This window comes from Streptomyces sp. GQ60 (genome assembly GCF_059758875.1).
The window spans coordinates 739,387-761,860 of sequence record NZ_JCAXEG010000002.1 but is presented as its reverse complement, the minus strand read 5'-3'; the positions used below and the strand labels follow the sequence as shown (position 1 = coordinate 761,860).

Annotated in this window: 19 protein-coding genes and 2 pseudogenes; 12 read left to right on the top strand and 9 right to left on the bottom strand. The window is 73.7% G+C overall.

Annotated features, from left to right (window positions below; genetic code table 11):
- Window positions 1–16 precede the first annotated feature (16 nt).
- Complete coding sequence (locus AC6CKD_RS08525; RefSeq protein WP_498326220.1) at window positions 17–1,090, top strand: enoyl-CoA hydratase/isomerase family protein; 1,074 nt, start codon at window positions 17–19, stop codon at window positions 1,088–1,090.
- Between the two features lie 25 nt (window positions 1,091–1,115).
- On the opposite strand, the gene AC6CKD_RS08520 is transcribed toward AC6CKD_RS08525, so the two are convergent.
- Window positions 1,116–1,595 carry a VOC family protein gene (locus AC6CKD_RS08520; protein ID WP_498326218.1) on the bottom strand — a complete coding sequence of 160 codons (480 nt, stop codon included), beginning with the start codon at window positions 1,593–1,595 and terminating at the stop codon, window positions 1,116–1,118.
- Window positions 1,596–1,702: 107 nt separating this feature from the next.
- Here AC6CKD_RS08520 and AC6CKD_RS08515 point away from each other — a divergent pair, with 107 nt between their 5' ends.
- On the top strand, window positions 1,703–2,473 hold the full coding sequence (locus AC6CKD_RS08515) for a TetR/AcrR family transcriptional regulator (protein WP_498326216.1): 771 nt from the start codon (window positions 1,703–1,705) through the stop codon (window positions 2,471–2,473).
- A gap of 49 nt (window positions 2,474–2,522) precedes the next feature.
- Here the strand turns inward: AC6CKD_RS08515 and AC6CKD_RS08510 are convergent, their stop codons facing one another.
- The gene (locus AC6CKD_RS08510; protein WP_498326215.1) at window positions 2,523–3,446 is read right to left on the bottom strand and encodes an SDR family oxidoreductase; all 924 of its coding nucleotides are present in this window, start codon (window positions 3,444–3,446) and stop codon (window positions 2,523–2,525) included.
- A gap of 253 nt (window positions 3,447–3,699) precedes the next feature.
- On the opposite strand from AC6CKD_RS08510, the gene AC6CKD_RS08505 reads away from it, so the two are divergent.
- On the top strand, window positions 3,700–4,923 hold the full coding sequence (locus AC6CKD_RS08505) for a cytochrome P450 family protein (protein WP_498326306.1): 1,224 nt from the start codon (window positions 3,700–3,702) through the stop codon (window positions 4,921–4,923).
- Here AC6CKD_RS08505 and AC6CKD_RS08500 read toward each other — a convergent pair.
- Complete coding sequence (locus AC6CKD_RS08500) at window positions 4,900–5,979, bottom strand: alpha/beta hydrolase (protein WP_498326213.1); 1,080 nt, start codon at window positions 5,977–5,979, stop codon at window positions 4,900–4,902. The two genes, AC6CKD_RS08505 and AC6CKD_RS08500, sit on opposite strands and share 24 nt — an antisense overlap.
- A 675-nt stretch (window positions 5,980–6,654) precedes the next feature.
- Between AC6CKD_RS08500 and AC6CKD_RS08495 the strand changes: the two genes are divergently transcribed.
- Both AC6CKD_RS08495 and AC6CKD_RS08490 read left to right on the top strand, forming a co-directional pair.
- Window positions 6,655–7,437, top strand: a complete 783-nt coding sequence (locus AC6CKD_RS08495; protein WP_498326212.1) for a hypothetical protein — start codon at window positions 6,655–6,657, stop codon at window positions 7,435–7,437.
- The gene (locus AC6CKD_RS08490) at window positions 7,434–8,450 is read left to right on the top strand and encodes a metallophosphoesterase family protein (protein WP_498326210.1); all 1,017 of its coding nucleotides are present in this window, start codon (window positions 7,434–7,436) and stop codon (window positions 8,448–8,450) included. Before AC6CKD_RS08495 ends, AC6CKD_RS08490 begins: the two co-directional genes overlap by 4 nt.
- A 25-nt stretch (window positions 8,451–8,475) precedes the next feature.
- Here the strand turns inward: AC6CKD_RS08490 and AC6CKD_RS08485 are convergent.
- From AC6CKD_RS08485 to AC6CKD_RS08470, 4 genes and pseudogenes are all read right to left on the bottom strand, one after another.
- A pseudogene (locus AC6CKD_RS08485) lies at window positions 8,476–9,862 on the bottom strand (molybdopterin-dependent oxidoreductase).
- Window positions 9,863–9,995: 133 nt separating this feature from the next.
- Window positions 9,996–10,334 carry a hypothetical protein gene (locus tag AC6CKD_RS08480; protein ID WP_498326209.1) on the bottom strand — a complete coding sequence of 113 codons (339 nt, stop codon included), beginning with the start codon at window positions 10,332–10,334 and terminating at the stop codon, window positions 9,996–9,998.
- 223 nt (window positions 10,335–10,557) lie between these two features.
- Window positions 10,558–12,891: an alpha-N-acetylglucosaminidase gene (locus AC6CKD_RS08475; RefSeq protein ID WP_498326208.1), complete on the bottom strand. Its 2,334-nt coding sequence runs from the start codon at window positions 12,889–12,891 to the stop codon at window positions 10,558–10,560.
- 111 nt (window positions 12,892–13,002) lie between these two features.
- Window positions 13,003–14,724 (bottom strand): ricin-type beta-trefoil lectin domain protein, encoded by a 1,722-nt coding sequence (locus tag AC6CKD_RS08470; RefSeq protein ID WP_498326207.1) that lies wholly within the window; start codon window positions 14,722–14,724, stop codon window positions 13,003–13,005.
- Window positions 14,725–14,916: 192 nt separating this feature from the next.
- On the opposite strand from AC6CKD_RS08470, the gene AC6CKD_RS08465 reads away from it, so the two are divergent.
- Window positions 14,917–15,564, top strand: coding sequence for a TetR/AcrR family transcriptional regulator (locus AC6CKD_RS08465; protein ID WP_498326206.1), 648 nt, complete (start codon window positions 14,917–14,919; stop codon window positions 15,562–15,564).
- Between the two features lie 26 nt (window positions 15,565–15,590).
- The gene (locus AC6CKD_RS08460) at window positions 15,591–16,571 is read left to right on the top strand and encodes a serine/threonine dehydratase (protein ID WP_498326204.1); all 981 of its coding nucleotides are present in this window, start codon (window positions 15,591–15,593) and stop codon (window positions 16,569–16,571) included.
- A gap of 103 nt (window positions 16,572–16,674) precedes the next feature.
- On the opposite strand, the gene AC6CKD_RS08455 is transcribed toward AC6CKD_RS08460, so the two are convergent.
- Window positions 16,675–17,124, bottom strand: coding sequence for a universal stress protein (locus AC6CKD_RS08455; RefSeq protein ID WP_498326203.1), 450 nt, complete (start codon window positions 17,122–17,124; stop codon window positions 16,675–16,677).
- A gap of 190 nt (window positions 17,125–17,314) precedes the next feature.
- Between AC6CKD_RS08455 and AC6CKD_RS08450 the strand changes: the two genes are divergently transcribed.
- The 4 genes and pseudogenes from AC6CKD_RS08450 (at window position 17,315) to AC6CKD_RS08435 (ending at window position 19,417) form a co-directional block, all read left to right on the top strand.
- Window positions 17,315–17,671, top strand: coding sequence for a hypothetical protein (locus tag AC6CKD_RS08450; RefSeq protein WP_498326201.1), 357 nt, complete (start codon window positions 17,315–17,317; stop codon window positions 17,669–17,671).
- A 52-nt stretch (window positions 17,672–17,723) separates the two neighbouring features.
- The gene (locus AC6CKD_RS08445) at window positions 17,724–18,023 is read left to right on the top strand and encodes a universal stress protein (RefSeq protein WP_498326200.1); all 300 of its coding nucleotides are present in this window, start codon (window positions 17,724–17,726) and stop codon (window positions 18,021–18,023) included.
- Window positions 18,024–18,301: 278 nt separating this feature from the next.
- Window positions 18,302–18,614: pseudogene (locus AC6CKD_RS08440) on the top strand (alpha-mannosidase); the annotation flags it as partial.
- Between the two features lie 128 nt (window positions 18,615–18,742).
- Window positions 18,743–19,417 (top strand): DUF4328 domain-containing protein, encoded by a 675-nt coding sequence (locus AC6CKD_RS08435; protein WP_498326199.1) that lies wholly within the window; start codon window positions 18,743–18,745, stop codon window positions 19,415–19,417.
- Window positions 19,418–19,448: 31 nt separating this feature from the next.
- Here the strand turns inward: AC6CKD_RS08435 and AC6CKD_RS08430 are convergent, their stop codons facing one another.
- Window positions 19,449–20,162, bottom strand: a complete 714-nt coding sequence (locus AC6CKD_RS08430) for an alpha/beta fold hydrolase (protein ID WP_498326197.1) — start codon at window positions 20,160–20,162, stop codon at window positions 19,449–19,451.
- A gap of 253 nt (window positions 20,163–20,415) precedes the next feature.
- Here AC6CKD_RS08430 and AC6CKD_RS08425 point away from each other — a divergent pair, with 253 nt between their 5' ends.
- Entirely contained in the window at window positions 20,416–22,440 is a 2,025-nt protein-coding gene (locus AC6CKD_RS08425; protein ID WP_498326195.1) for an oxidoreductase, read from the top strand.
- The last annotated feature ends 34 nt before the right edge of the window (window positions 22,441–22,474 follow it).

Genomic DNA, 22,474 nt, shown 5'->3' with positions numbered 1-22,474 from the left:
GTCCATACTGGACGGCGTGAAGACCGAAGCCGACACCCCCGACACCGGCACCTCCGACACCGTCCTGTGCGCCGTCGAAGGCCGCACCGGAGTGATCACCCTCAACCGGCCCAGGGCCCTCAACGCCCTCACCCACCCCATGGTGCTGCGCATCACCGAGGCCCTGACCGGCTGGGAGCGGGATCCGGGCGTGGAGCAGGTGCTCATCCGCGGGGCGGGCGAGCGGGGGCTGTGCGCCGGCGGGGACATCCGGGCCATCCACGACGACGCCAAGGCCGGGACGGGTGACTCGGCCGCCTTCTGGCGCGACGAGTACCGGCTCAACGCGTACATCGCCCGCTATCCCAAGCCCTACGTGGCCCTCATGGACGGCATCGTGATGGGTGGCGGAGTCGGCGTGTCCGCCCACGGCAGCGTTCGCGTGGTCACCGAACGCTCCCGCGTCGCCATGCCCGAAACCGGCATCGGCTTCGTCCCGGACGTCGGCGGCACCCACCTGCTGGCCCGCGCCCCGGGCCTGCTCGGCACCCATCTGGCCCTCACCGGCTCCGCCGTGGGCGCCGCCGACGCGCTGCTGTGCGGACTCGCCGACCACTTCGTACCCGCCGAGCGGCTGCCGGCACTGACCGCCGAGCTCGCCGGAGCCCCGGCCCGCGAGGTGCTGACGCGGTACGCCGCCGCGCCCGGGCCGGGGGTGCTGGCCGACCGGCGGGACTGGATCGACCACTGCTACGCGGCCGCCACGGTCGAGGAGATCGTGGACCGGCTGCTCGCATACGGGGAGCCGGCCGCCAAGGAGGCCGCCGAGACGATCCTCGCCAAATCCCCGACGGCCCTGAAGGTGACCCTGGAGGCGGTGCGCCGGGCCGCCGCGCTCGGCGGGCTGGAGCAGGTGCTGGAACAGGAGTTCCGCGTTTCCTGCAATGCGCTGGCCTCGCCGGACCTGGTGGAGGGCATCCGGGCGCAGGTCGTCGACAAGGACCGCAACCCGCGCTGGTCCCCGGCCACCCTCGGCGAGGTCACCGAGCAGGACGTGGCCCGCTTCTTCGCCCCGCTCGCCGGGGACGGCACCGGGACCGCCGCGGGGTGAACCCGCCCGCGGGGCGGGGGCGGTGTCAGAGCGCGGCGGCGGTGCCGGTGCCGGTGTCCGCCGCGCCGACCGGCGCTGCCGCGTCCGCCGTGCCCGAAGGGTCCGCCGAGGCGTCCCCCGTGGCGCCGGGGGTCTCCACCCAGTCGACCAGTTCGATGATCACGCCGTTGGGGTCGGACACCAGGAACACGCGCTCGCCCCAGGGCTCCACGCGCGGCTCCATGACGATCGGGACGCCCTCGGCGCGCAGCCGCTCGTACTCGGCGGGCAGGTCGGCCACGGTGAACGCGAGCAGCACCCCGGCGGCACGCTCGTCGCGCAGCCCCTCCGGGAGCACTTCCAGGCCGCGCCGGACGAAGACCACGTTCGGGCCGTCGGGGTGGGAGAGCGAGGCGAAGCCGTCGGCGGCCATCGTTTCCTCGAATCCGAAGTGCCCGGCCAGGAACGCGGAAGAGGCGGTGACGTCCTCGACGGTGAGACAGATGGCGGTGCTGGTGATCCGCATGGGGTCCTCCTGGTGTCGTGGGCTCAGAGTTTCATTATACACAGTATTCTATACGGTGTAGAAAGTTACGTGGGCGGCTGCCGGAGGGCGGCGGAAAGGGGTCGGGAGTGGCCATGGACCGGAGCGGCGCGGGAGACCCCGTCCGCACGCTGGAGCTGCTGTGGCGCGAGCCGGGGCAGGGGGCGCCCAGCGGGCGGCGCGGACCCCGGCAGGGGCTGACCGTCGACGCCGTCGTCGACGGCGCGATCGCGCTCGCCTGCGAGGCGGCGGGCGAGGGGCGGTCGGGGCTGGCCGCGCTGACGATGCGGGCGCTGGCCCAGCGGCTGGGGGTCACCCCCATGACCCTCTACACCTACGTCCCCGGCAAGGCCGAGCTGCTCGACCTGATGCTGGACGCCGCGTACCTGGCCATGGACCGGGGCGAGCCGGGCCCGGACGTGCCCTGGCGGGAGCGGGTCGCCCGCGTCGCCGAGGAGAACCGCGCGCTGTTCCTGCGGCATCCGTGGATCGGCGAGCTGGCCGTCACCCGTCCCCCGCTGGGCCCCGGCGTGATCGGCAAGTACGAGCACGAACTCGCGGCCTTCGACGGCATCGGCCTCACCGACGTGGAGATGGACGCCGCCCTGACCCACCTCCTCGGCTTCGTCCACGCGCAGGCCCTGGCCGCCGCAGACACCGCCGCGCACAACGCCCGCCAGAGCGATCAGGAGTGGTGGGAGCTCAGCGCCCCGCTGCTGGCGCGGGCCATGGACCCGGAGAAGTACCCCCTCGCCGGGCGGGTCGGCAGCGCGGTCGGCGGGTACAGCCCCGAGACCGTGTGGGACTTCGGCCTGCGCTGCGTCCTCGACGGGATCGCCCGGCTGCTGGAGCGGGGCTGACGGGGCCCCGGCCGTCTCTTTCGGATCGTGCCCGGCCCGAAGGCGCCCCCTACCGGTAGCCGGTGGGGTCCGCCGGGAGGCCGGGGTCCTGTACCTCGACCATGTACCGCCAGGCGTCCGGCCGGCTGCCGTCCACGTCCGTGAAGCCGTAGACCCGGGCGAGCTGCCCGCTGGAGAGCGACTGCCCGTTCCAGCGGGACAGTTCCGGGTCTGCGGCCAGGGCCGCGACCGCGCGGCCGACGTAGAGCGGGGTCTCGGAGATGCCGAAGTGCGGGACGGTCGTCAGTGCGTCCCGCCAATTCGCCTCGGTGACACCGAAGGTGTCGAGCATCATCTCCGACCGGAGCCAGCCCGGGGTCAGCGCCACCGCCGTCGCCCCGCGCGGTCCCACCTCGTGTCCGAGCGCGAACGCCATGCGCAGCACCGCCGACTTGGCGATGTCGTAGAAGAAGGAGACGCGGTAGCGGGTCGCGTTGTACTCCGCCGTGCCGTCGGTCATCTCCACCACCAGCCCGCCCGGCTCGCGCAGCAGCAGCGGGAGCGCGTAGTGGCTGGTCACCGCGTGCGTCTCCACGGCCAGGCGCAACAGCCGCAGCCCCTTGTCCAGGTCGTGCTCCCAGACCGTGCTCTCCCACTCGAAGAGCAGCTCGCCGCCCCAGATGTCGTTCACCAGCACGTCGAGACGGCCCCGCTCGGAGTCGATCCGCCCGACCAGGGAGGCCACCTGATCGGGGATCAGGTGGTCGGCGACCACCGCGATCCCCCGTCCGCCCGCCGCCGTGACCAGCTCGGCCGTCTCCTCGATCGTCTCGGGCCGGTCGTACTCCGAGCGCCTGCCCCGCGTACTGCGCCCGCTCACGTACACGGTCGCGCCCCGTGCCCCCAACTCGACCGCGATGCCCCGGCCCGCGCCCCGGGTCGCCCCGGCCACCAGGGCGACCTTGCCTTCGAGAGTCCGCTCTGCCTCCGCCATGACCGCGACCCTACGACGCCTTCGCGCGGCGGGGGCGGTGCGGCGCGCCTGCGGTTTCCCGAGACGGGGCGGGCGCGGTCTTGAACAACCGCCCGGCGAGGCCGCACTGTTGACCGAGATCCGTTCGTATGGTCAGGAGACCGGCTTGTCCACCGATCCCGCGCGGGCACACGCTTCCACGCACCCGTCCGAGCAAGCGTCCCCGCCCGAACCCACACCACCGCCCGAACCCACACCCCCGCCCCCGCACGTCATCGACCCCGCCGGCGGCTGCCCGCACGCCCTCAACGCCCGGCTGCGCGCCCGGGGCGCCGTGGCCGACGTGGTGCTCCCCGGCGGGGTGCCCGGCGCGGTCGTCCTCGGTCACGAGGCGCTGAAGGAGTTCCTGGCCCACCCCGATGCGGCCAAGGGCGCCCGGCACTTCCCCGCCCTGCACGACGGCACCATCGCCCGGGACTGGCCGCTGCGCGTCTTCGCCAACGCCCAGGGCATGCACACCGCGGACGACGCCGACCACCGCCGGCTGCGCTCCCTGGTGGGCAACGCCTTCACGGTCCGCCAGGTGGAGCGGCTGCGCCCCCGGATCGAGGAACTGACGGCGGAGCTGCTGGCCGACCTGGACCGGGCGGCGACGGCGTCCCCCGACGGCGTGGCTGACCTGCGCACGCACTTCGCGCTCCCGCTCCCGATGAGCGTGATCTGCGAGCTCCTCGGCGTGAACCCCGAACACCGGGGCCGGCTGCACGAGCTGTCCAACACCGTCATCGTCGCCACCGACGCCGACCCGGCCGAGGTCATGGCGGCCGTGCGCGAGCTCGGCGAGCTGATCGCCACCATCGCCGCCACCCGCCGGGCCGATCCGGGCGACGACCTGACGAGCGCGCTGATAGCCGCCCGCGACGCCGGCGGAGACCGGCTCAGCGAGGCCGAACTCACCGGCACCATGCGGCTGATGCTGGTCGCGGGCCACGAGACCACGCTCAACCTGATCAGCAACGCCGTACGGGCCCTGTGCACCCACCGCGACCAGCTCGCGCTGGTGCTGGACTCCAAGGCCACCTGGTCGGACGTGATCGACGAGACCCTGCGCTTCGACGGCCCGATCAGCTGGTTCCCGTTCCGCTACCCGACCCGAGACCTGACCATCGGCCGGACGGTGATCCCGCAGGGCACCCCGGTCCTCGCCGGATACACGGCGGCCGGCCGCGACGAGTCTTTCCACGGCCCCGACGCCGACCGCTTCGACCTGACCCGCCCCACCGCGGCCCGCCACCTCTCCTTCGGACACGGCGCCCACTACTGCGTCGGGGCCCCGCTCGCCCGGCTGGAAGCCGCCATCGCCCTGGAAGCCCTCTTCACCCGCTTCCCGGACCTGGACCTGGCGGTCCCCGAGGCCGAACTCCCGCACCAGCGCAGCTTCATCGGCAACAGCGTGGAGTCGCTTCCGGTCCGCCTACGGGGCTTCGCCCGGCGGTGAGATCTCCGTACTCAGCCACCCCAGCGCGTCGGGGTACATCGCGGTCCAGGTCTGGAAGTTGTGTCCGCCCTGCGGACGGACCAGGGTCTTGACACGGACTCCCGAGCTCTGGGCCGCCTTGGCGAAGTCGGCGAGCTGCTGCGGCGGGCTGTCCTTGTCCTGCGCGGACGTGGCCAGGAACAGTCCGACGTCCGTGTTCTTGTCGTGCTTCGCCTGCTGGACCAGCCACATGGGGCTGTTGCGTTCGCGCAGCACGGGATCGGACAGCACCTCGGGGTCCCCGGTCAGCGGATCCGGGTCCAGGGCCGCGCCCGCCCGGAACGCCTTCGGGTACTGGAGCGGCAGCTTGGCCGCGCAGAAGGCCCCGGTGGAGATGCCCATCAGCCCCCAGCCCCGGGGCTCGGGGAGCGTGCGGAAGTTCTTGGCGACCAGATCCGGCACGTCCTCCGCGAGCCAGGTCGCCACCTTCCGCTGCGGGGTGTCCGTGCAGTCGGTGTTCACCCCGCCTGGGTACAGGTCCGGGATCACCAGGATGAAGGGGTGCGCCGCACCGAGCTGGACGAGCTGCTCCAGCGCTCCGGGCATGTCGCCGACGTCGAGCCAGGAGCGGGGCGAGCCCGGGTAGCCGTGCAGCAACATCAGCACGGGGAAGCGGCTCTTGTCCGCGCCCGGTGCGTCGTACTCCGGGGGAGTCCACACGATCACCTGGCCGGCGAGCTTCGAGTGGGAGCCGCGGAAGTACGTGGTGCGGGTGCCGTCGCCGCCGAGGGTGAACTTGGCCCGCCCCAGCGGCGGCCCGGTCATGGCGGCGTCGTTCTGCCCGGTGTCGGTGCCCAGCAGGTCGTCCCACGAGGAGTAGAGGCCGTAGCTCCCGTTGATCCAGGTGGCCACCACGCAGATGGCGGTGAGCTGGCACACGCCGATCATCAGCACCCGGGCCGGCCAGCGCACCCAGCCCGGTCCGGGGATCCGGTTCCACAGGAGCAGCGCGGCGAGCATCGCCAGCCCGGTGGCGACGATCAGCGTGACGAGGAACGACGTACTGGTCAGCTCCACTGCGCCGGCTCCTGACGTGCGACGGAATTGCGCCGGAATGATGGGGAATTCCGGACATTAGGCCAAATCTACGATGCGCACCGCCCCGGGGAGGGGGCGGCGCGCACGGTGTCGGACCCGGGCCCGGCGCCACGCCCGGTCGAGCCCGAAGTGGTTGCACGAAGATCAGGTCAAGCCGGCCGGTGCGGGTTACCGAGTCGAAGGTGTGCGCGAAGGGGCCCTTCGTTCCGTGCGGCAGGACCCCCCGGTCGGCGAGCCGCCGCTGATGACCGATGCCGCCGACGGCGTGTGGGGCCCCTCTCACCCCGGCTCTCGCCTCCGGCCGCGCCGGCCGGCCCGCCGGGACCGGGGATCTTGTGGGAAGGGGTGAGTAGAGTGGCCATGACGTGCGCCTTCGTCCGCCACCGAGATCTTGTGAATGCATTCACAATCTACGATCTTCGTCTGGCGTGAACGAGCGGTCGAAGATCCCGAACCGGGGGGCCGGAAGACCGTACAGGTCGGGACCTTGGTCCTGGGGTAGATTCACCGCCTGTTCACCTGCGCGGTTCCGGGGCTTTCGGGCGGGCTGGTGTCGTATGAGGCATGATCGACGGGGATATGCGAAAACTGCAGAAAACGCAGAAAGCGACGAGTCGCCGGATTCGCTCCGGAGTGCGGGCCGGGATGTCGCCGGTGGCGCCGTCGCGCGCGGGCTACCAGGTCAAGCTGCTGGTCGATCCGGACCGGGTGCTCGACGCGGACGGCCGGCCCACGGCCGCAGCGGCCGCGGCGCTGTCGCTCGGCGCGCCCGGCCGCCTGGAGGTCGCCCAGTACATGGACGACGCCGGGCGCAGCCTGAACGGGCAGGGCTGGATCGTCCGCATCCGGCGCCACGACGACGAGAACCGGATCCGCCTCGCCTACAAGGCCCGCTTCGACATCGAGGGCGACGGTGCGGACCCGGCCGCGGTGCGGCGCGTGATGGACCGGGCCTCCGGGCACAACTTCTGTGTGGGCGACGGCAATTACTCCGTCCAGGTCAACCTCAGCCACACCCGCGCCACCCTCGACTTCACCAACAAGAAGTGCCGACCGGTCCCGGGCCTGGCCCCCGGAGAACTCCCCGGACTGGACGCCTCCCGCGCCCTCGTCCTGGACCGCCTCCCCGGAAAGCTCTCCAAATGGGGTGCGAAACCTGCCGGTTGGGCTGAGTCGGTCACCGCGTCATCTCGGCTCCACGGTCCCGTAAGACAGGCCAACTATCCTGGCCGGATGCTCGATCACGCGATGGAGACGCAAGTCAGCAGGCTGCGGACCGCCTCCGGCGAGCTGACGTGGTTCACCGAGATCACCGCCAAGGGCCGCACCCTGCGTGACGCGGTCCAGCTGCGTGCCGACCTGATGGGCAAGCTCCGCGCCGAGGGCTGGCTGCTGGAGCGGGACGCCTTCAAGACCGACCTCATCCTCGGCCGGTGAACACCCCCGCGGCCGCGCCGATACGCGTGGCCCACTTGGCCGACCTGCACATAGGGTCCGCACTGCGCGGCCTGGCGGAGTACCCCGGGGCGCCCGCGATAGACCGGCGCGAAGCCCCGTACGAGGCCCTGCGCGCGGCCGTGCGCCGCATCGTCGGAGGCGGCTACGACGCGGTGCTCATCGCCGGGGACGTCTTCGACCGCCGCCACGCCGACGCCCGGGCGCTGGCCGCCTGCCAGGACGCGCTCGGAGCCTTCCACGAGGCGGGCCTGCGCACGGTGGTGGTCTCGGGCAACCACGACGCCGAGACCCCGCTGCCGCACAAGCTGAACCTCCCGCCGTCGGTGCTGTGGCTCGGCGCGGACGCCCCCGAATCGGTGACCTGGCCCGACCTCGGCATCACCGTCCACGGCCAGTCGGTGGCGGAGCCCGACGAGCGCCGCGACCTGGCGGCGGGATTCCCCCGCGCGATCCCCGGCGCGGTCAACATAGGACTCCTGCACACCAGCCTGCACGGTGCCTGGAGCCGCCGGATCTGCGCACCGGCCGACCCGCGGACGCTGGCCCGCGCCGGATACGACTACTGGGCGCTGGGCCACGTCCACCACCGGCTCGTCCCCGGCGCCGGCGCCTTCGCGGTCTACCCGGGCAACACGCACGCCCGCGGCCCCGGCGAGGCGGGCGGCCGCGGTTTCACCGAGCTGCTGATCGAAGGCCCCGCCGCGGACCCGGGCCCCGGTGGTGGTCCCCGCCGGATCGGGATCCTCCCCGTGGACACCGCCCCGGTGCGCTACGAGACGCTGCACCTCCCTTGTCCGGAGACCGCCGAGGCCGACCTGAGGGAACGGTTCGCGGCCGTCCCGGAGCAGCCCGGTAGCGGCGCCGTCATCTGGACCCTCAGCGCCGCCACCCCGCCCGGCCTCCTCCACGAGGCCCGCGCCCTGGCCGGCCCGGCCGCCATGGTCTGCCCCGCGGAGGGCCCGGCCGTCGAGGGCCCGGCCGTCGCCTGCTGACCCGGTCCGACCCGGAAGGGACGCCCTAAGGCCGTACCCGGACCGTCACCGCATGCCATCCGGTGGCCCCGTCGGGGACGGTTCCGGTGCGTTCCCCCGTCTGCACGGCGCCGGTGCGGTCCGTGGCGCGGACCTCCAGGGTGTGCCCGCCCGGAGCCGCCTGCCAGAGCCACACCCACTGGCGCCAGGTGTCGTCCCCGTCCGCCGAGCCGAGCCGGGCCTCCCGCCACGGGCCCGCGTCCACCCGTACCTCGACCCGCGCGATGCCCCGGTGCGGCGCCCACGCCACTCCCGCGACGGCCACCCGGCCCGCCCCGACCTCGGCGAAGGGGCGCGGGGTGTCGATGCGCGACTGGGTCTTGACCGGGGCCCGCCGCGCCCAGGACCGGCGCACCCAGTACGCGTCGTACGCGTCGAAGGTGGTCAGCCGCAGCTCGCGCAGCCACTTGCACGCGGAGACGTACCCGTACAGGCCCGGCACGATCATCCGGACGGGGAAACCGTGCCGGAAGGGGAGCGGCTCGCCGTTCATCCCCACGGCCAGCAGCGCCTCCCGGCCGTCCATCACGGCCTCGACCGGGGTGCCGAGGGTCATCCCGTCCACCGAGCGCGCCAGGAGCTGGTCGGCGGGGCCGCCCTGCGACGGCGGTCGCACCCCCGCCTCGCGGAGCAGGTCGGCGAGCCGCACTCCCAGCCAGCGGGCATTGCCCGCGTACGGGCCGCCGACCTCGTTCGACACGCAGGTGAGGGTGGCGTCGTGCTCGACCAGGGGCCGGGCGAGCAGCTCCCGTAGGCCGAGGTCGAGGGGTCGGGATACCCCGTCCCCGTGCACGCGCAGCCGCCAGGTGTCCGCGTCCACGCGCGGGACGACCAGCGCCGTGTCCACCCGGTAGAAGTCCCGGTTGGGAGTGATGAAGCGGGTGGTTCCGGGGATCCGCAGGTCCGCCCCGGCCGGTACGGGCGGGGCCGGCACGGCGGGCGGCGGAAGGACGAGCCCGGCCCGCGAGGCCGTGGCTCCCGCGTCTCCGAAGGCGCCCAGCCGCCGCCCGGCGTACCCGGCCCCGGCCGAGAGGGCCAGGGTGGCCACGGCGAGGCGACCGAAGCCGCGCCGGTCCATGGCGCCCGGCGGCGATCGCCACGGCGGCCAGCACGGCGCCGATGCCCAGGGTCAGGACCAGCTTGTCGTCCGTACCGAACTGGCGGACCGCCCACTCCTTGACGGCGGCCGGGGTGCGGTCGACCACGGCCCCGCCGACGGCGGTGACCGGGGCGGCCTCGGGCCGGACGGCCGCGGCGGCCAGCTCGGCCAGGGCGAGCCCGGCGAAGGCGGCGAGCAGTCCGCCGGCGGCGCCGAGCGCGTACCGGCCCGGCCGCCTTCCGGGGCCGTCCCGCCCCGCTTTCGTACGGATCATGCGGAGTCACCGTCCGCCCCGCTCGCTGGGATGGATCCCCCCGGATACCAGGGTGCCTCCGAAGCGGAGGTCCGTGCGGCGGGCGGGTGCGGGAAGCGGCGGGCGGGCGGGGGAGCGGGCGGGTGGCCGGGCCTCAGGCGGGCGGGTGCCCGGCCCGCTCCGCGGCCCGCCGTGCCAGGGCCGCGAGGCGGCTCTCCGGATCCGCCGGGCCCGCCGTGCGGGGGGCGGCGATCTGGCGGCGCTTGCGCAGTTCGACGATCCCGTCGGTGAGCCGTTCCCACGGATCGGAGCGGCGCCGCAGGGGCTGCTCCCGGTCCGCGGCGTGCCGTAACCGGCCGTCGTCGGGTTGGCCGGTGGCGGTCGGACCGGCGGGTGTGGTGGCCGGCGCGGTGTCCGGCGCGGTGGCCGCGCCGGCCAGGAGCGCCGGCGGCTGCAGCGTCACGTTGGTGCGGTGCGGGTCGGTCTCGGACAAGGCGGGCGTCCTTCCGGCGATGGCGGCGTCGGAAGGGGCGGTCGCCGGACGATGGTTCCGGCGGCCGCCCCTGATCCGTTTCCGGCAGTGTCCTTCAGTGAACCCGGTGCCGCGCTAGAGCGGCGGGCAGTCGGCCCGGTTGTCCCCCGTGCGGGTGGGGAACTTCCCGCCGGAGGGTGCCGGGCATGACCGTCCAGGACCCCCACCAGCCTCGATGTGCAGGTCAGTTGGCCTCGGGGAGGGTGGCGGCGATGCCGGTCGCCAAGACGTACGGGTCACCACTCGGCCGGGCCGGATGGCGGGTGGTGAGCCGCGCCCAGTCGTCCTCGAAGGCGTGCCAGTCGATCGCCCTCGGCGCGGCGCGCCGCACCAGCGCCTCCTCCAGCGAGGCGAAGTAGGAGGACCAGCGCCGGGCGTAGAACTCGCTGATCAGGCCGCTCCATTCGCGGTTCGCGTAGTCGTGCAGGAAGCCGCCCTCACTGGTGCTCTGCCGTCCCCACACGCTGAGGATCGAGCGGGCGTCGTACTCGTACCGGTCCTGTTCGGCCCCGTCCGCTCCGTGCGAGCGGGCCGCCGACAGCCAGGAGCCGAGCAGGAAGTTCGGATCGGAGCCGACGAGCGCGTCCAACTGCTTTTCCCAGTAAGCCCAGTCGGCGATCAGTTTGCGGAACAGGGCCAGGTCCCGGGCCTCGTAGGCCGCCTTGATCTGGGGAAGCAGCACCCGCGAGTGGTTGGCGATGGCCTGCCGGGTGGTGTCCACCAGGTCGAAGCGGTAGGCGCTGGAGCCGCGCAGCCGGGGATCCACCTTGAGCAGGTGGTCCAGGGCCCGGCGCACCGAACCCGCCGGATAGCGCATCGCCTTGGGGCTCCAGTAGGCCGATCCCGCCGCCGTCAGGCTCGGCCGGGCGGTGAACAGGCTGTCCTGGGACTCCGACCACAGCCCCGACGAGGTGCTGTACGGGCCCTTCCGCAGCTCTTCCCAGGCCGCGCGGGCCTCGGCGTCCGCGGCTCCGTACCGCCGGCCGGCGAAGTCCGCGAACCACTTCCGCTGGTCGATCGGGCCGGGCTCCCACGCCAGGTCGGTGAACAGGTCGAAGGCCGCCGGGTTGGTCCCGGTTGCCTCGGGCAGGTAGGCGATGCCGGTCAGCGCGCTGTCGGGCTTCGCGCGCCAGGACTGGAACCGGTCGATCCACACCGAGGTGTTGGCGCCGATCGTGGTGTGCCCGCCGAAGTTGTAGATCGAGCCGATGGCGTACGGAGTCCCGCCCCAACGGGTCTCGCGGTCCAGCCGGTTGTACCGGTCGGAGAGGCCGTCCAGGATCAGCAGCTTCGAGGTGTCCACCCCGGCCAGGAGTTCCTTGGTCGGATCGTCCTGCCAGCCCAGCACCGCCCACAGTGCGTCCGGATGCGCCGCCGCCAGGGCCTGCTGCACCGCGCCGGCGGCGGTCTTCACGTCCACCGAACCGGTCTTGCCACCCTCGTGCAGCGGGCTCATCCGGTACATCGTGCTGTCCCCGAACACCGCCCGCTGCTCCGCGTAGTACGCGGCGGCCAGCCGGGCGAAGGGCGGCGAGACCGGGTCCAGCCAGTCGGGCCGGTCGAAGCCCGCCCAGTCGCCCTGCGGAACGGTCACGGCGCCCGGGTTGCGCCCGGCGAAGGCCGGCGGGACCGTCCCGAAGTAGCCCGGCAGTACCGGGGTCATGCCGAGGCCGCGCAGCTGTTCGGCGATCTTGCCGCCCAACTCCGCCCGTCCGCGCATCAGTTTCTCGGACACCGGGCCGCCGAAGCCGCTCAGGTTCTGCAGCAGCCACCAGCTCTGGTGGCCGGGGGCCGGGATCCACTCCCGCAGCTCCTCGGCGCTGTAGCCGAACCGCTGGAGCGCCCGGTAGTACGGGTACTCGGCGCCCACCTGCACGAACACCTCGTTGATGCCGTGCAGCGCGAGCAGGTCGATCTGCCGCTGGTGCTCCTCGAAGGTGCGGTACGGGCCGCTGTACCCGTCGTCCGTGTCGTTCAGCGCGTACCGGTGCGCCACCTGCGCGCTGCGGGTGACCGGGGAGGGCACGGCCGGCAGTTCGGCGGGCAGCAGGCCGATGCTGTCGCCGGGCCAGCCGATGTCGGCGCCGGCGACGTGCTGGAGGTACCAGCCGACCCCGGTGAGCAGGGTGGCGCCGGTGGAACCCCGGACGGTGATCGCGCCGGCCGTGCCGGACACGGTGAAGGTGTCGGGCCCGGCTCCGGCGTCGGGCACCAGCGTGAACTGGTCGGCGTGCCGCGGCAGCAGCCGCCGCAGGGAGGCCCGCGCGGGGGTGGCGTCGAAGAACCGCGGCCGGGGCGCGTGCGCCGGCGCGGCGTGTCCCGCGCCGGCCCGGGCGGGGGACTGGGTCTGGCCCGGGGCCTGGGCGGCAGGAGCCGTCGCCCCAGGGGCGGGACCCGTCGCTCCGGGGGCCGCCCCGGCGACCGCCAGGGTCAGCAGGGCCGCGGGCAGTGCGGCCAGGGTGACCCGGCGGCGCACCCGCCGGGCGGCCCGGCCGCGTGGTGGGAGGGGGACCGGCATGCGCGTCGTCCTCGTCTCGGCCGGCTCCGGCGTTGCGGCCGGCTCGCTCGGCTCGGTGGGTGGGTGCTTACTCGTCTGACGCCTCGTCTGCTTCCCCATGGGAGCGGGCCGTCAGACCGGCAGGGCCCATGCCTGGTCGACCTGGTGGTCGCCGCAGGGCGTCAGCCGCAGCCGCTCGGCGGGGGTGCCCGGTGCGACGGGGACCGCCGCGGGGGCCGGGGCCGTCAGGCAGAGCCCGCTCGCGTCCTGGACCAGCGCCCCGTCGCGGCGCGGGGTCCAGCTCTGACCCGGCTCGTGGCGGCGCTGACCGCCCGAGCAGTCGGCCAGCTCCACCAGGCCCTCCTCGCCCGCCGACAGGCAGGCTCCGGCCAGGCGCACGCTGCCGTCCCGGCCCAGGGTCCAGCGCTGGTCGGGTGCGCCCGTACAGGCGGCCATCACGACGGCGCCGACGCCGGTGGTGTTCGCCCCGTCGGCGCAGGCGGCGCTCGTGCCGGCGCCCCGGCCGGCGATCTGCCCGGTGGGGACGGCCTCGGCGCAGCCGGTGCGCGGGGTGAGCCGCCAGACGCCAGTGTCGTGGGCGGCCAGCGATCCGGTCAAGGTGTCGGACAGCTCGCGGGTCTCGCCGGTCCACAGGTTCTTCGCGTCGACGGTGCACGAGCCGGGCCCGAGCCCCAGCTCGTCGAGCGGTACGCGGATGTCGCGGGCGGTGGCCGACCGGTTGAGCACGGCGACCGCGCGGTCCCCGTTCGCCAGCGGCCGCACCAGGATGTCGAAGGTGGCGTTCGAGGAGACCACCGCGCCCTGGACGCCCATCGGGTCCTGGTCCAGTGCGATCAGATCGGTGTTGCCGAGGGCGGCGAGCCCGGCCGGGGTGAGTTCGGAGACCTGCGAGGACAGGATGAACGGCGCGGCCATCATGGCCCACAGGCCGACCTGGCTGCGGCTCTCCGCCGCGGTGAGCCCGGGGGCGCCCGCGATCAGGAAGTCGGGGTCGTTCCAGTTGCCGGGGCCGGCGTAGCGGCCGAGCCAGCGGTTGTAGCCGTAGTTGCCCATGACCGAGCTCCAGCGCGAGGTGTCGGGCGCGGCCGGCTTGTAGACCTTGATGTCCCGGCCCTCGCGCCACAGCTGGCCGGTCTCGCCGACCCAGTCGATCACCTTGTGCCAGTCGGAGCCGCCCCACTCGCCCTGCTGGAAGTAGGCGGGCGCCGAGGCGGACAGCACCATGTCCCGGCCGCTCTCGCGCAGCGCCCTGGCGACGGAGTTGTAGGCGTCCCGGTAGGCCTGTTCCTTGGTCTTCCCCTCGGGCACCCAGAGGTTGCAGCCGTCCATCTTGACGAAGTCCACCTCCCAGGAGGCGAACTGGCGGGCGTCGCGGGCGTAGTGGTCGGGGCCGCCGCCCTCGGGGGAGCCGCTTCCGGGGTAGCGCTCGCAGGTGAGGGAGCCGGCGTCCTGGTAGATGCCGAACTTCAGCTTCCTGGCGTGCAGGTACGCGCCGAGCCAGGCCATGCCGTGCGGGAACTTCTGCGTGTCGACGACCAGATTGCCGTCCGCGTCGCGGTTCTTGGTCATCCAGCAGTCGTCGATGGTGACGGTGTCGTAGCCCTTGGCGGCCAGGCCGGTGGCCACGAGGGCGTCCGCGTTCGCCACGACCTTGGCCTCGTCGATGTCGCACATGTAGTGCGCCCAGTTGTTCCAGCCCATGGGCGGGGTGAGTGCGAGGGGGGTGTCCGACGTCGCGGTCGGCTCGGCCGTCGCCGGGGCGGGGCAGAGCGCGAGGGCGAGCAAGGCGGCCGCGGTCAGACAGGGGAGCGACGCACGCAGGCGAGGCGGCACGGAGTCTCCTTGACGTGGGGGCTGTCGAGGGCTCAGTGCACCGGTGTGACTACCCGCTGTCAACATAAGTCGGGGTTTATTGATCAATGACCAGCAATATGGGTGTAGTCGAGCGCACACGAAGGGGTTGATACGCAGTCTCGTACGGCGTTCCATACGGCGGATGTGACACTGGCTGATACGCTGTATTTCATGCCGAGAAGATCAGCCGCCCTGGATCGCGCCACACCCGGGGCGATCGCCGCCGCCGCCCTGCGGATCCTCGACGAACAGGGGCCCGCCGCGCTCAGCTTCCGCGCGCTCGCCGAGCGGCTCGACGTGTCGCACGCCACCGTCCAGCGCCGCTGCACCGACCTCGCGGGCCTGCTGGACCTCTGCACCGAACACCTCGCCGCCCGGTTGCCCGAGATTCCGGCCGGGGCGGGCTGGGCCGAGGCCACCGAGCAGCGGTTCACCGCCCTGTACCGGCTCCTCGCGGACCACCCCGGGCTGATGATCCTGCGCGGCGGCCGCCCGTGGCTCGGCCGCCAACTGCTCGCCCGGCTCGTGGAACCGGCGCTCGCCGACAGCGTGGCCGCCGGGATGACCCCCGCCGAGGCGATGACCGCGTACCGGCGGATGTACCTGCTGACCCTCGGCAGCGCGGCCTTCGTCGACCACCGGGACCCGGCGGCCGCCACCGCCGCCTCGCGCGGGGCGCTGGCCGCCCTGGACCCGGCCGAGTTCCCCGTGCTCTCGGCCGGGCTGGCGGACGTACTGCCCGCCCTGACCGACCACGAGGTGTACTACGGCGCCCTGCGCCAGCTGATCGAGGCGAACCGGCCCTCCGCCGGCGCCTGAGTTTCGAACGACAGGAGTGCGGGTTCATGGAACAGCAGCTCGACGCGGTACGGCTCGACGCGGTACAGCTCGACGCGGTGCCGCTCGATTACGGCGCCGTGCGCGCCGCCGCCGGCCGGATCGCCGGGGCCGTGCGGCCCGTCGCGGTGATACCGGCGGGCGGAGGGATCTCGTACGCCCTGGAGTACCTCCAGCACACCGGCTCCTTCAAGGCGCGCGGCGCCCGCAACTTCCTCGCCGCCCACCGTGCCGCCGGCGCCCTCCCCGTCGCCGGGGTCACCATCGCCTCCGGTGGCAACGCCGGCCTCGCCTGCGCTTGGGCGGCCCGAGCCGAGGGCGTACCCGCCACCGTGTTCCTGCCGGCCACCGCCCCGCGCGTGAAGGTGGAGCGGCTGCGCGGCTACGGGGCCGACGTACGGCTCGTCGGCGACCGGTACGCCGAAGCGCTCGCGGCCTGCCGGGAGTTCGCCGCCGGGAGCGGTGCGCTGAGCAGCCACGCCTACGACCACCCGCTCATCGCGGCGGGCGCCGGAACGCTGCTCGACGAGATCCGCACCGCCCTGCCCGGCCTGGACGCGGTCGTCGTCGCGGTCGGCGGCGGCGGACTCTTCGCCGGCATCGCGACCGCGGCCCGGGAACACGGCGTACGGGTCGTCGCGGCCGAGCCGGAGAACTGCCGGGCCCTGAACGCGGCCCTTGTAGCCGGCCGGCTGGTGGACGTCCCGGTGGACTCGGTGGCCTCCGACTCGCTCGGAGCCACCCGGGTCTCCGCGGACGCGCTGGCCGCCGTACGGGAGTCGAACGCCACCTCCGTCCTGGTCCCGGACGCGGCGATCACCGCCGCCCGGCGCGCCCTCTGGGACGAGCACCGCATCGTGGTCGAACCGGGCGCGGCCACCGCCCTGGCGGCCGTACGCAGCGCGTCCGGGTCGCTCGGCGACCGGGTCGCCGTGGTGCTCTGCGGGGCCAACACCGACCCGGCCGACCTGGGCGCCGCGCCGGCCTGAGCGCCCGGGCCCCGGCCGCCGTGGTCAGTGCTTCAGCCCCTGAACTCCTCGCCCCTGAAGGCCTCGCCCCCCGAACTCCTCGGCCCCTCGGGCACTCGGTCCCTCAGGCCAAGCCGTCCTCGCGGACCACGACGACCGTACTGGCCGCGTACTGCACCACCTGCTGGCTCACCGACCCCAGCAGCGCGCCCTTGATGCCGCCGTAGCCGCGGGTGCCGACGACCATCAGCGCCGCTTCCTTCGAGGCCTCCACCAGCACCTGTGCGGGCGAGCCCTGCTCCACCCGGCGGAAGACCGGAACGCCCGGCGAGGTGCCGACCGCCTCCGCCACGGTGTCGGCGAGCTTCTGCCGGGCCGCTTCCTCGGCGTGGACCAGTTCGGACTGCTCGGCAGGGCTGACGCCGAAGGGGTTGGTGTTCCACTCCCAGCTCATGACGGCGTGCACCCGGCCGCCGATGGCCTTCGCCTGGGCCACGGCCCAGCGCAGGGCATGCTTCGAGTGGTTCGAACCGTCCACGCCGACGACGATCAGAGGCTCGGTGTTCTGACTCACGATGGTTCCTCACGGTTCGTCCGAATGATCGTTCTCATCCCTGTATACACGCCGCACCCGGTCCGACCTCGAACGACGATCGTTGCGGGGACCCGAGACTTTGGAGAACAGTGCGGGCCGCCCCCGCTTGGGAGAGTCGTGGCACGGACGGGATTCGTCCGGCGGACGACAGAGGGACGAGGAACTCGACGTGGCGGCACGCAAGGGATGTCTGATCGGCTGTGCGGTGGCCGGGGTGCTGGGGATCGGGCTGCTCGTGGCCCTGCTCTTCGGTGTCGGCAAGGTCATGGACGTCGCCGACAAGACGCTCGTCGACCCGAAGGTGTACGAGGCCGTCAAGGTCGGTGACTCCGAGGCCGAGGTCCGCGCCAAGCTGCCGTCCGGCGAAAGCTTCGTCACCTCGGCCCTCAAGGAGGGCGGCCCCGCCGAGCCCGCCGGCAGCCAGTGCTCCTGGTACGTGTCGAACTCCGGCAGCGGCGACACGGTGCTGCGCTTCTGCTACAAGGACGGCAAGCTCGCGGAGAAGGCCGACTACCGCTCCAAGTAGGGCCTTCGGTCCCTGCCCGCCGGGCCCGCCCCGCCGGAGGGCGAAGCCCCTCGTGCCGCCGCGGAACCGGGACACCGATCCGGTGCTGGAAGCGGTACGGGGGAGACTGGCGGGACGGCAGGACCTGCCGCCCGTCACCTACGTCTCCCGCGACGGAAACCCGGCGGCGACCCTGACCGAACTCGCGGCGGGAGCACAGCTCCTGGTCGTGGGCTCACGCGGACTCGGCAGCTCCACCAGCCTGCTGCTCGGCTCCAACAGCCGGGTGGCACCCGGTCGCAGCGCGCGGGCGCCGCGCCGGGGTGCCCGGCCGCGGCCGCTCCGTTCGCACCAACGGCGCCCAGCACCATAGGCAGAGGCCCAGGACGGCCCACCGGGGCCGCGACCGGTCCCGCGCCCGGGGCGGGCGGTCCTTCGGCGGGTGCTCACGGGTCTCGGGCGTGGCGTACATGGACGGCTCCCACCTGGGCTGCTGGCTCCGGCAACTTCAGCCGCATCCTTCAGCGGCAGGCGCGACCGCGCGCGGTGTGTTCCGCCGAACGGCCCGCCGGCCCGAACGGCCCGGCCGGCCCGCCCCGGCGCACCGGGTCAGTCGGGTAGGCGTTCGCCCGTGGCCGGGGCGGATGCCCAGCCCCGCGCTACCCCGACCCGGAGACCGACCAGGGCGCGCACACGCTGCGCTTCTCGCCGGCCCCCCGGCGCGGCCGGCGGCGACGCGGTCCGCGAGGGCTCGCCACGCGCTGAACGCCGGAGCGCGTGCTCCGCGGCGCGGGCCCGGTCGCCCCGCTCGTCGCGGTCGACGCGGACGCGGTGGCGGTCGAGTCGGTGAAACCCGCCGAGGACCGCAGCGGCGACGTGGTCGTTCGCCCCAGCCGCGGACGGCACGGCCCCCCTCACCCTGCGCCCGTTCCAGATCGTCACGGTCCGCCTCCACCGGGCCTGACCACCGTCGCGGGGCGCCCGGTACACAGGGGCGCCCCGCGACGCGGGCACGCCCGTGCCGTATGTTCTGCCTGCCCGCCCCCTCGGCGGGCTTCCGCATGCCAACGCACCCGTGGGGGGTCCCTCGTCATGTCCGCCGGTCCCGGTTCCGCACGACTGTCTCCGCTCGGCGCGCCTCCGGCGCGCTCGCTGCTCCGCTCGCCGAAGGGGCTGGCCACGGCGCTGACCGTGCTGCTCGGCCTGTGCGCCCTGACCCGGCTGCTCGCGGCGGCGGCCGGGGTCAACCGGTACCGGACGCTGGACGGCTTCGGGCCGAGTGCGGGCCTGGGGCATCCCGGGACGCTGCTCACGATCTCGATGAGCCTGGTCATGATGGCCATGATCCCCACGGCGGTGGTCTTCATCGTCTGGTTCCACCGGGTCCGGGTGAACGCCGGGGTGTACGCGCGGGGAGCGTTCCGGGGCGGGGCCGGCTGGGCGATCGGGGTCTGGTTCATCCCGGTCGTGGGCTGGACGGTCCTGCCCTGGCTGATCGCCGTGAAGGTGTGGACGACCAGCGTGTCGAGGCTGCCCGGCAAGGCCGCGCTGACCTCGCCCGCCCCCGTCTTCACCTGGGCCGGAACGTTCGGAGCGGCGATGCTGGCGTCCGGTGGCGCGGGCTGGTTCGCAGGCAGGGCCACCACCGACGACGCCGTGCGCGACGCCGTCCTGCTCGGCGCGGCCTCGGACCTGCTCTACGCCGTGGCGGCGGTGGCTGCCGTCCTCTTCGTGCGCCGCCTGTCGGCCCTGCAGTCCGCCGCCTGAAGGAGGGTCCGCCACCGTCGGATTCCCCGGGTCACCGCGCGAGGAACGCCGCGACCGCCGCCGTGAACTCCCCGGGCGCCGCCGCGTGGATCAGGTGGCCGTACGGGAGCGTGATCAGGCGGGCGTCCGGGATGCGGCGGACCACCTCGTCGAAGGAGGCGGGCGGCAGGTGGCTGGCGGGGCCGCCGTACACGACCAGGGTGGGGGCCGTGATGCGGGACAGGTCCGCCAGCCAGGACGGGTCCGGACGGTCGAGCTGGGGGCGGACCGCGAGGACCATCGCCCAGTCGAAGGCGAGCTCGCCCTCGGGGCGTACGGGGGCCGCGGCCTCGCGGGGGAGCGGCGCGGGCGCGTCCTCCAGGACGAGGCGGCCGATGCGGTGCGGCTGCGCGGCGGCGGCCAGGTACGCGACGACACCGCCCATCGAGTGGCCCACCAGGTCCACCCGGTCGAGTCCGAGGGCGTCGAGGAAGCCCAGCACGTCGTCCCGCATGAGCGGGAGCGAGTACGCGGACGCCCGCGCGCTGGCTCCGTGGCCGCGCAGGTCCAGCGCGAACACCCGCCGCTCCCGCGCGAGTTCGTCCCGTACGGGCGCCCAGTCGGCGGCGGTCTCGCCCAGCGCGGGGAGGAGGAGCACCGGCGGTCCGCCCGGCGGGCCGGTGACCTCGTAGGCGAGGCGCACTCCGCCGTTCACCGTCACGGTGTGGTGCTCGGTCGTCCGGGCGTTCGTGGGCCTCCGCGTCATCCGCCAGAGGCTACCCGGCGGGCCGGATCCGCCGGAGGCGAGCCCGGAGCGCGGGGAATGCGGGCATGGTCGCGTCCTCGGCGATCACCCGTGCCGTGAACTGCGCCACAGGCTCCGGCGGGGAATGCCCGTGGCCACCGGAATCCCCGGATCGCGAGGACGCGGGGCCCCCGCTCGGTTATGCACCTAGTTGCACAATAAGCGCTTGCTCAGCTAGAACAGAGCCATCACCCCCGCGCGAGGAGGCGCCCCCATGAGTTCCCAGAGCCGGTACCCGCACCTGCTGAGCCCCCTGGACCTCGGCTTCACCACCCTGTCGAACCGGGTGGTCATGGGCTCCATGCACACCGGTCTCGAAGAGCACGAGGGCGGCTTCGAGCGGCTCGCAGCCTTCTACGCCGAGCGCGCCCGCGGCGGCGCCGGCCTCATCGTCACCGGCGGCATAGCCCCGAACGACGCCGGGCGCCCCTTCGAGGGGGGCTCCCGCCTCACCACCGAGGAGGAGGCGGCCGAGCACCGGGTGATCACCGACGCGGTGCACGCCGAGGGCGGGAAGATCGCGATGCAGATCCTCCACTTCGGCCGCTACGCCTACCACAAGGACCTGGTCGCCCCCAGCGCCCTCCAGGCGCCCATCAGCCCCTTCGTCCCGAACGCGCTCACCGACGCCGAAGTCGAGCGCACCGTCGAGGACTTCGTCCGCGCCGCCCGTCTCGCCAAGCTGGCCGGCTACGACGGCGTCGAGATCATGGGCTCCGAGGGCTACCTGATCAACGAGTTCATCGCCGCCGCCACCAACAAGCGCACCGACCGCTGGGGCGGTGCCTACGAGAACCGCGTGCGCTTCCCGCTGGAGATCGTCCGGCGCACCCGCGCGGCCGTCGGCGAGGAGTTCATCCTCATCTACCGCCTCTCGATGCTCGACCTCATCCCCGGCGGCTCCACCCTCGACGAGGTCGTCCACCTCGCCAAGGAGATCGAGGCCGCCGGCGCCACCATCATCAACACCGGCATCGGCTGGCACGAGGCCCGCATCCCCACCATCGCCACCTCCGTCCCGCGCGGCGCCTACACCTGGGTCACCAAGCGGCTCATGGGTGCGGTCTCCGTTCCCCTGGTCACCAGCAACCGCATCAACACCCCCGAGATCGCAGAGGAGTTGCTCGCCGACGGACGCGCCGACCTGGTCTCGCTGGCCCGCCCCTTCCTCGCCGACGCCGACTTTGTCGCCAAGGCCGCCGCCGGCCGCTCCGAGACCATCAACACCTGCATCGGCTGCAACCAGGCCTGCCTGGACCACACCTTCAGCGGCAAGATCACCAGCTGCCTGGTCAACCCGCGCGCCTGCCACGAGACCGAACTCACCCTGTCTCCCACGCAGTTGAAGAAGCGCGTCGCCATCGTCGGGGCCGGCCCGGCCGGCCTCGCCTGCGCCGTGTCCGCCGCCGGACGCGGCCACGCCGTCACCCTCTACGAGGCCTCCGGCCACATCGGGGGCCAGCTCGACATCGCCCGCCGCATCCCCGGCAAGGAGGAGTTCGAGGAGACCATCCGCTACTACGGCACCCAGCTCGCCGAGCACGCGGTCGAGGTCAAGCTGAACACCCGCGCCGACGTCGAGGCCCTGCGCGGCTACGACGAGGTCGTCGTCGCCACCGGCGTGACCCCCCGCACCCCCGACATCGAGGGCGTCGACGGCCCCAACGTCGTCAGCTACCTCGACGTCCTGCGCGACGGCGCCCCCGTCGGGCAGCGCGTCGCCGTCCTCGGCGCCGGCGGAATCGGCTTCGACGTCGCCGAGTTCCTCACCGACAGCGGCGAAGGCGCCTCCCAGGACCCCGAGGTCTACTTCCGCCACTGGGGCGTGGACACCGCGTACACCGGCCCCGGCGGCCTCACCGCCCCCGAGCGGCCCGCCCCGCCGCGCCAGGTCCACCTGCTCCAGCGCAAGACCACCAAGGTCGGCGCCGGGCTCGGCACCACCACCGGCTGGATCCACCGGGCGGAACTCAAGCACCGGGGCGTCGTCTCCGTCGCGGGGGCATCGTACGACTGGATCGACGCCGAGGGCCTGCACATCACGGTGGACGGCGAGCAGCGCCTCGTCCCCGCCGACACCGTGGTCCTGTGCACGGGCCAGGAACCGCGCCGCGACCTGTACGAGTCCCTGCGCGCGGCCGGCATCGAGGCCCACCTGATCGGCGGCGCCGACGTGGCCGCCGAACTGGACGCCAAGCGGGCCATCCGCCAGGGCACGGAACTGGCCGCCACCCTCTGAGGCGCGGCTGACGCAAAGGGAGTTGTGGCGGCCG

Coding starts and splice junctions, on each gene's coding strand:
- AC6CKD_RS08520 (WP_498326218.1), bottom strand. CDS start 1,595: ATGCGGATCACCAGCACCGCCATCTGTCTCACCGTCGAGGACGTCACC.
- AC6CKD_RS08510 (WP_498326215.1), bottom strand. CDS start 3,446: ATGGCGGAGGCAGAGCGGACTCTCGAAGGCAAGGTCGCCCTGGTGGCC.
- AC6CKD_RS08475 (WP_498326208.1), bottom strand. CDS start 12,891: ATGCCGGTCCCCCTCCCACCACGCGGCCGGGCCGCCCGGCGGGTGCGC.
- AC6CKD_RS08465 (WP_498326206.1), top strand. CDS start 14,917: ATGCCGAGAAGATCAGCCGCCCTGGATCGCGCCACACCCGGGGCGATC.
- AC6CKD_RS08460 (WP_498326204.1), top strand. CDS start 15,591: ATGGAACAGCAGCTCGACGCGGTACGGCTCGACGCGGTACAGCTCGAC.
- AC6CKD_RS08435 (WP_498326199.1), top strand. CDS start 18,743: ATGTCCGCCGGTCCCGGTTCCGCACGACTGTCTCCGCTCGGCGCGCCT.
- AC6CKD_RS08430 (WP_498326197.1), bottom strand. CDS start 20,162: ATGACGCGGAGGCCCACGAACGCCCGGACGACCGAGCACCACACCGTG.
- AC6CKD_RS08425 (WP_498326195.1), top strand. CDS start 20,416: ATGAGTTCCCAGAGCCGGTACCCGCACCTGCTGAGCCCCCTGGACCTC.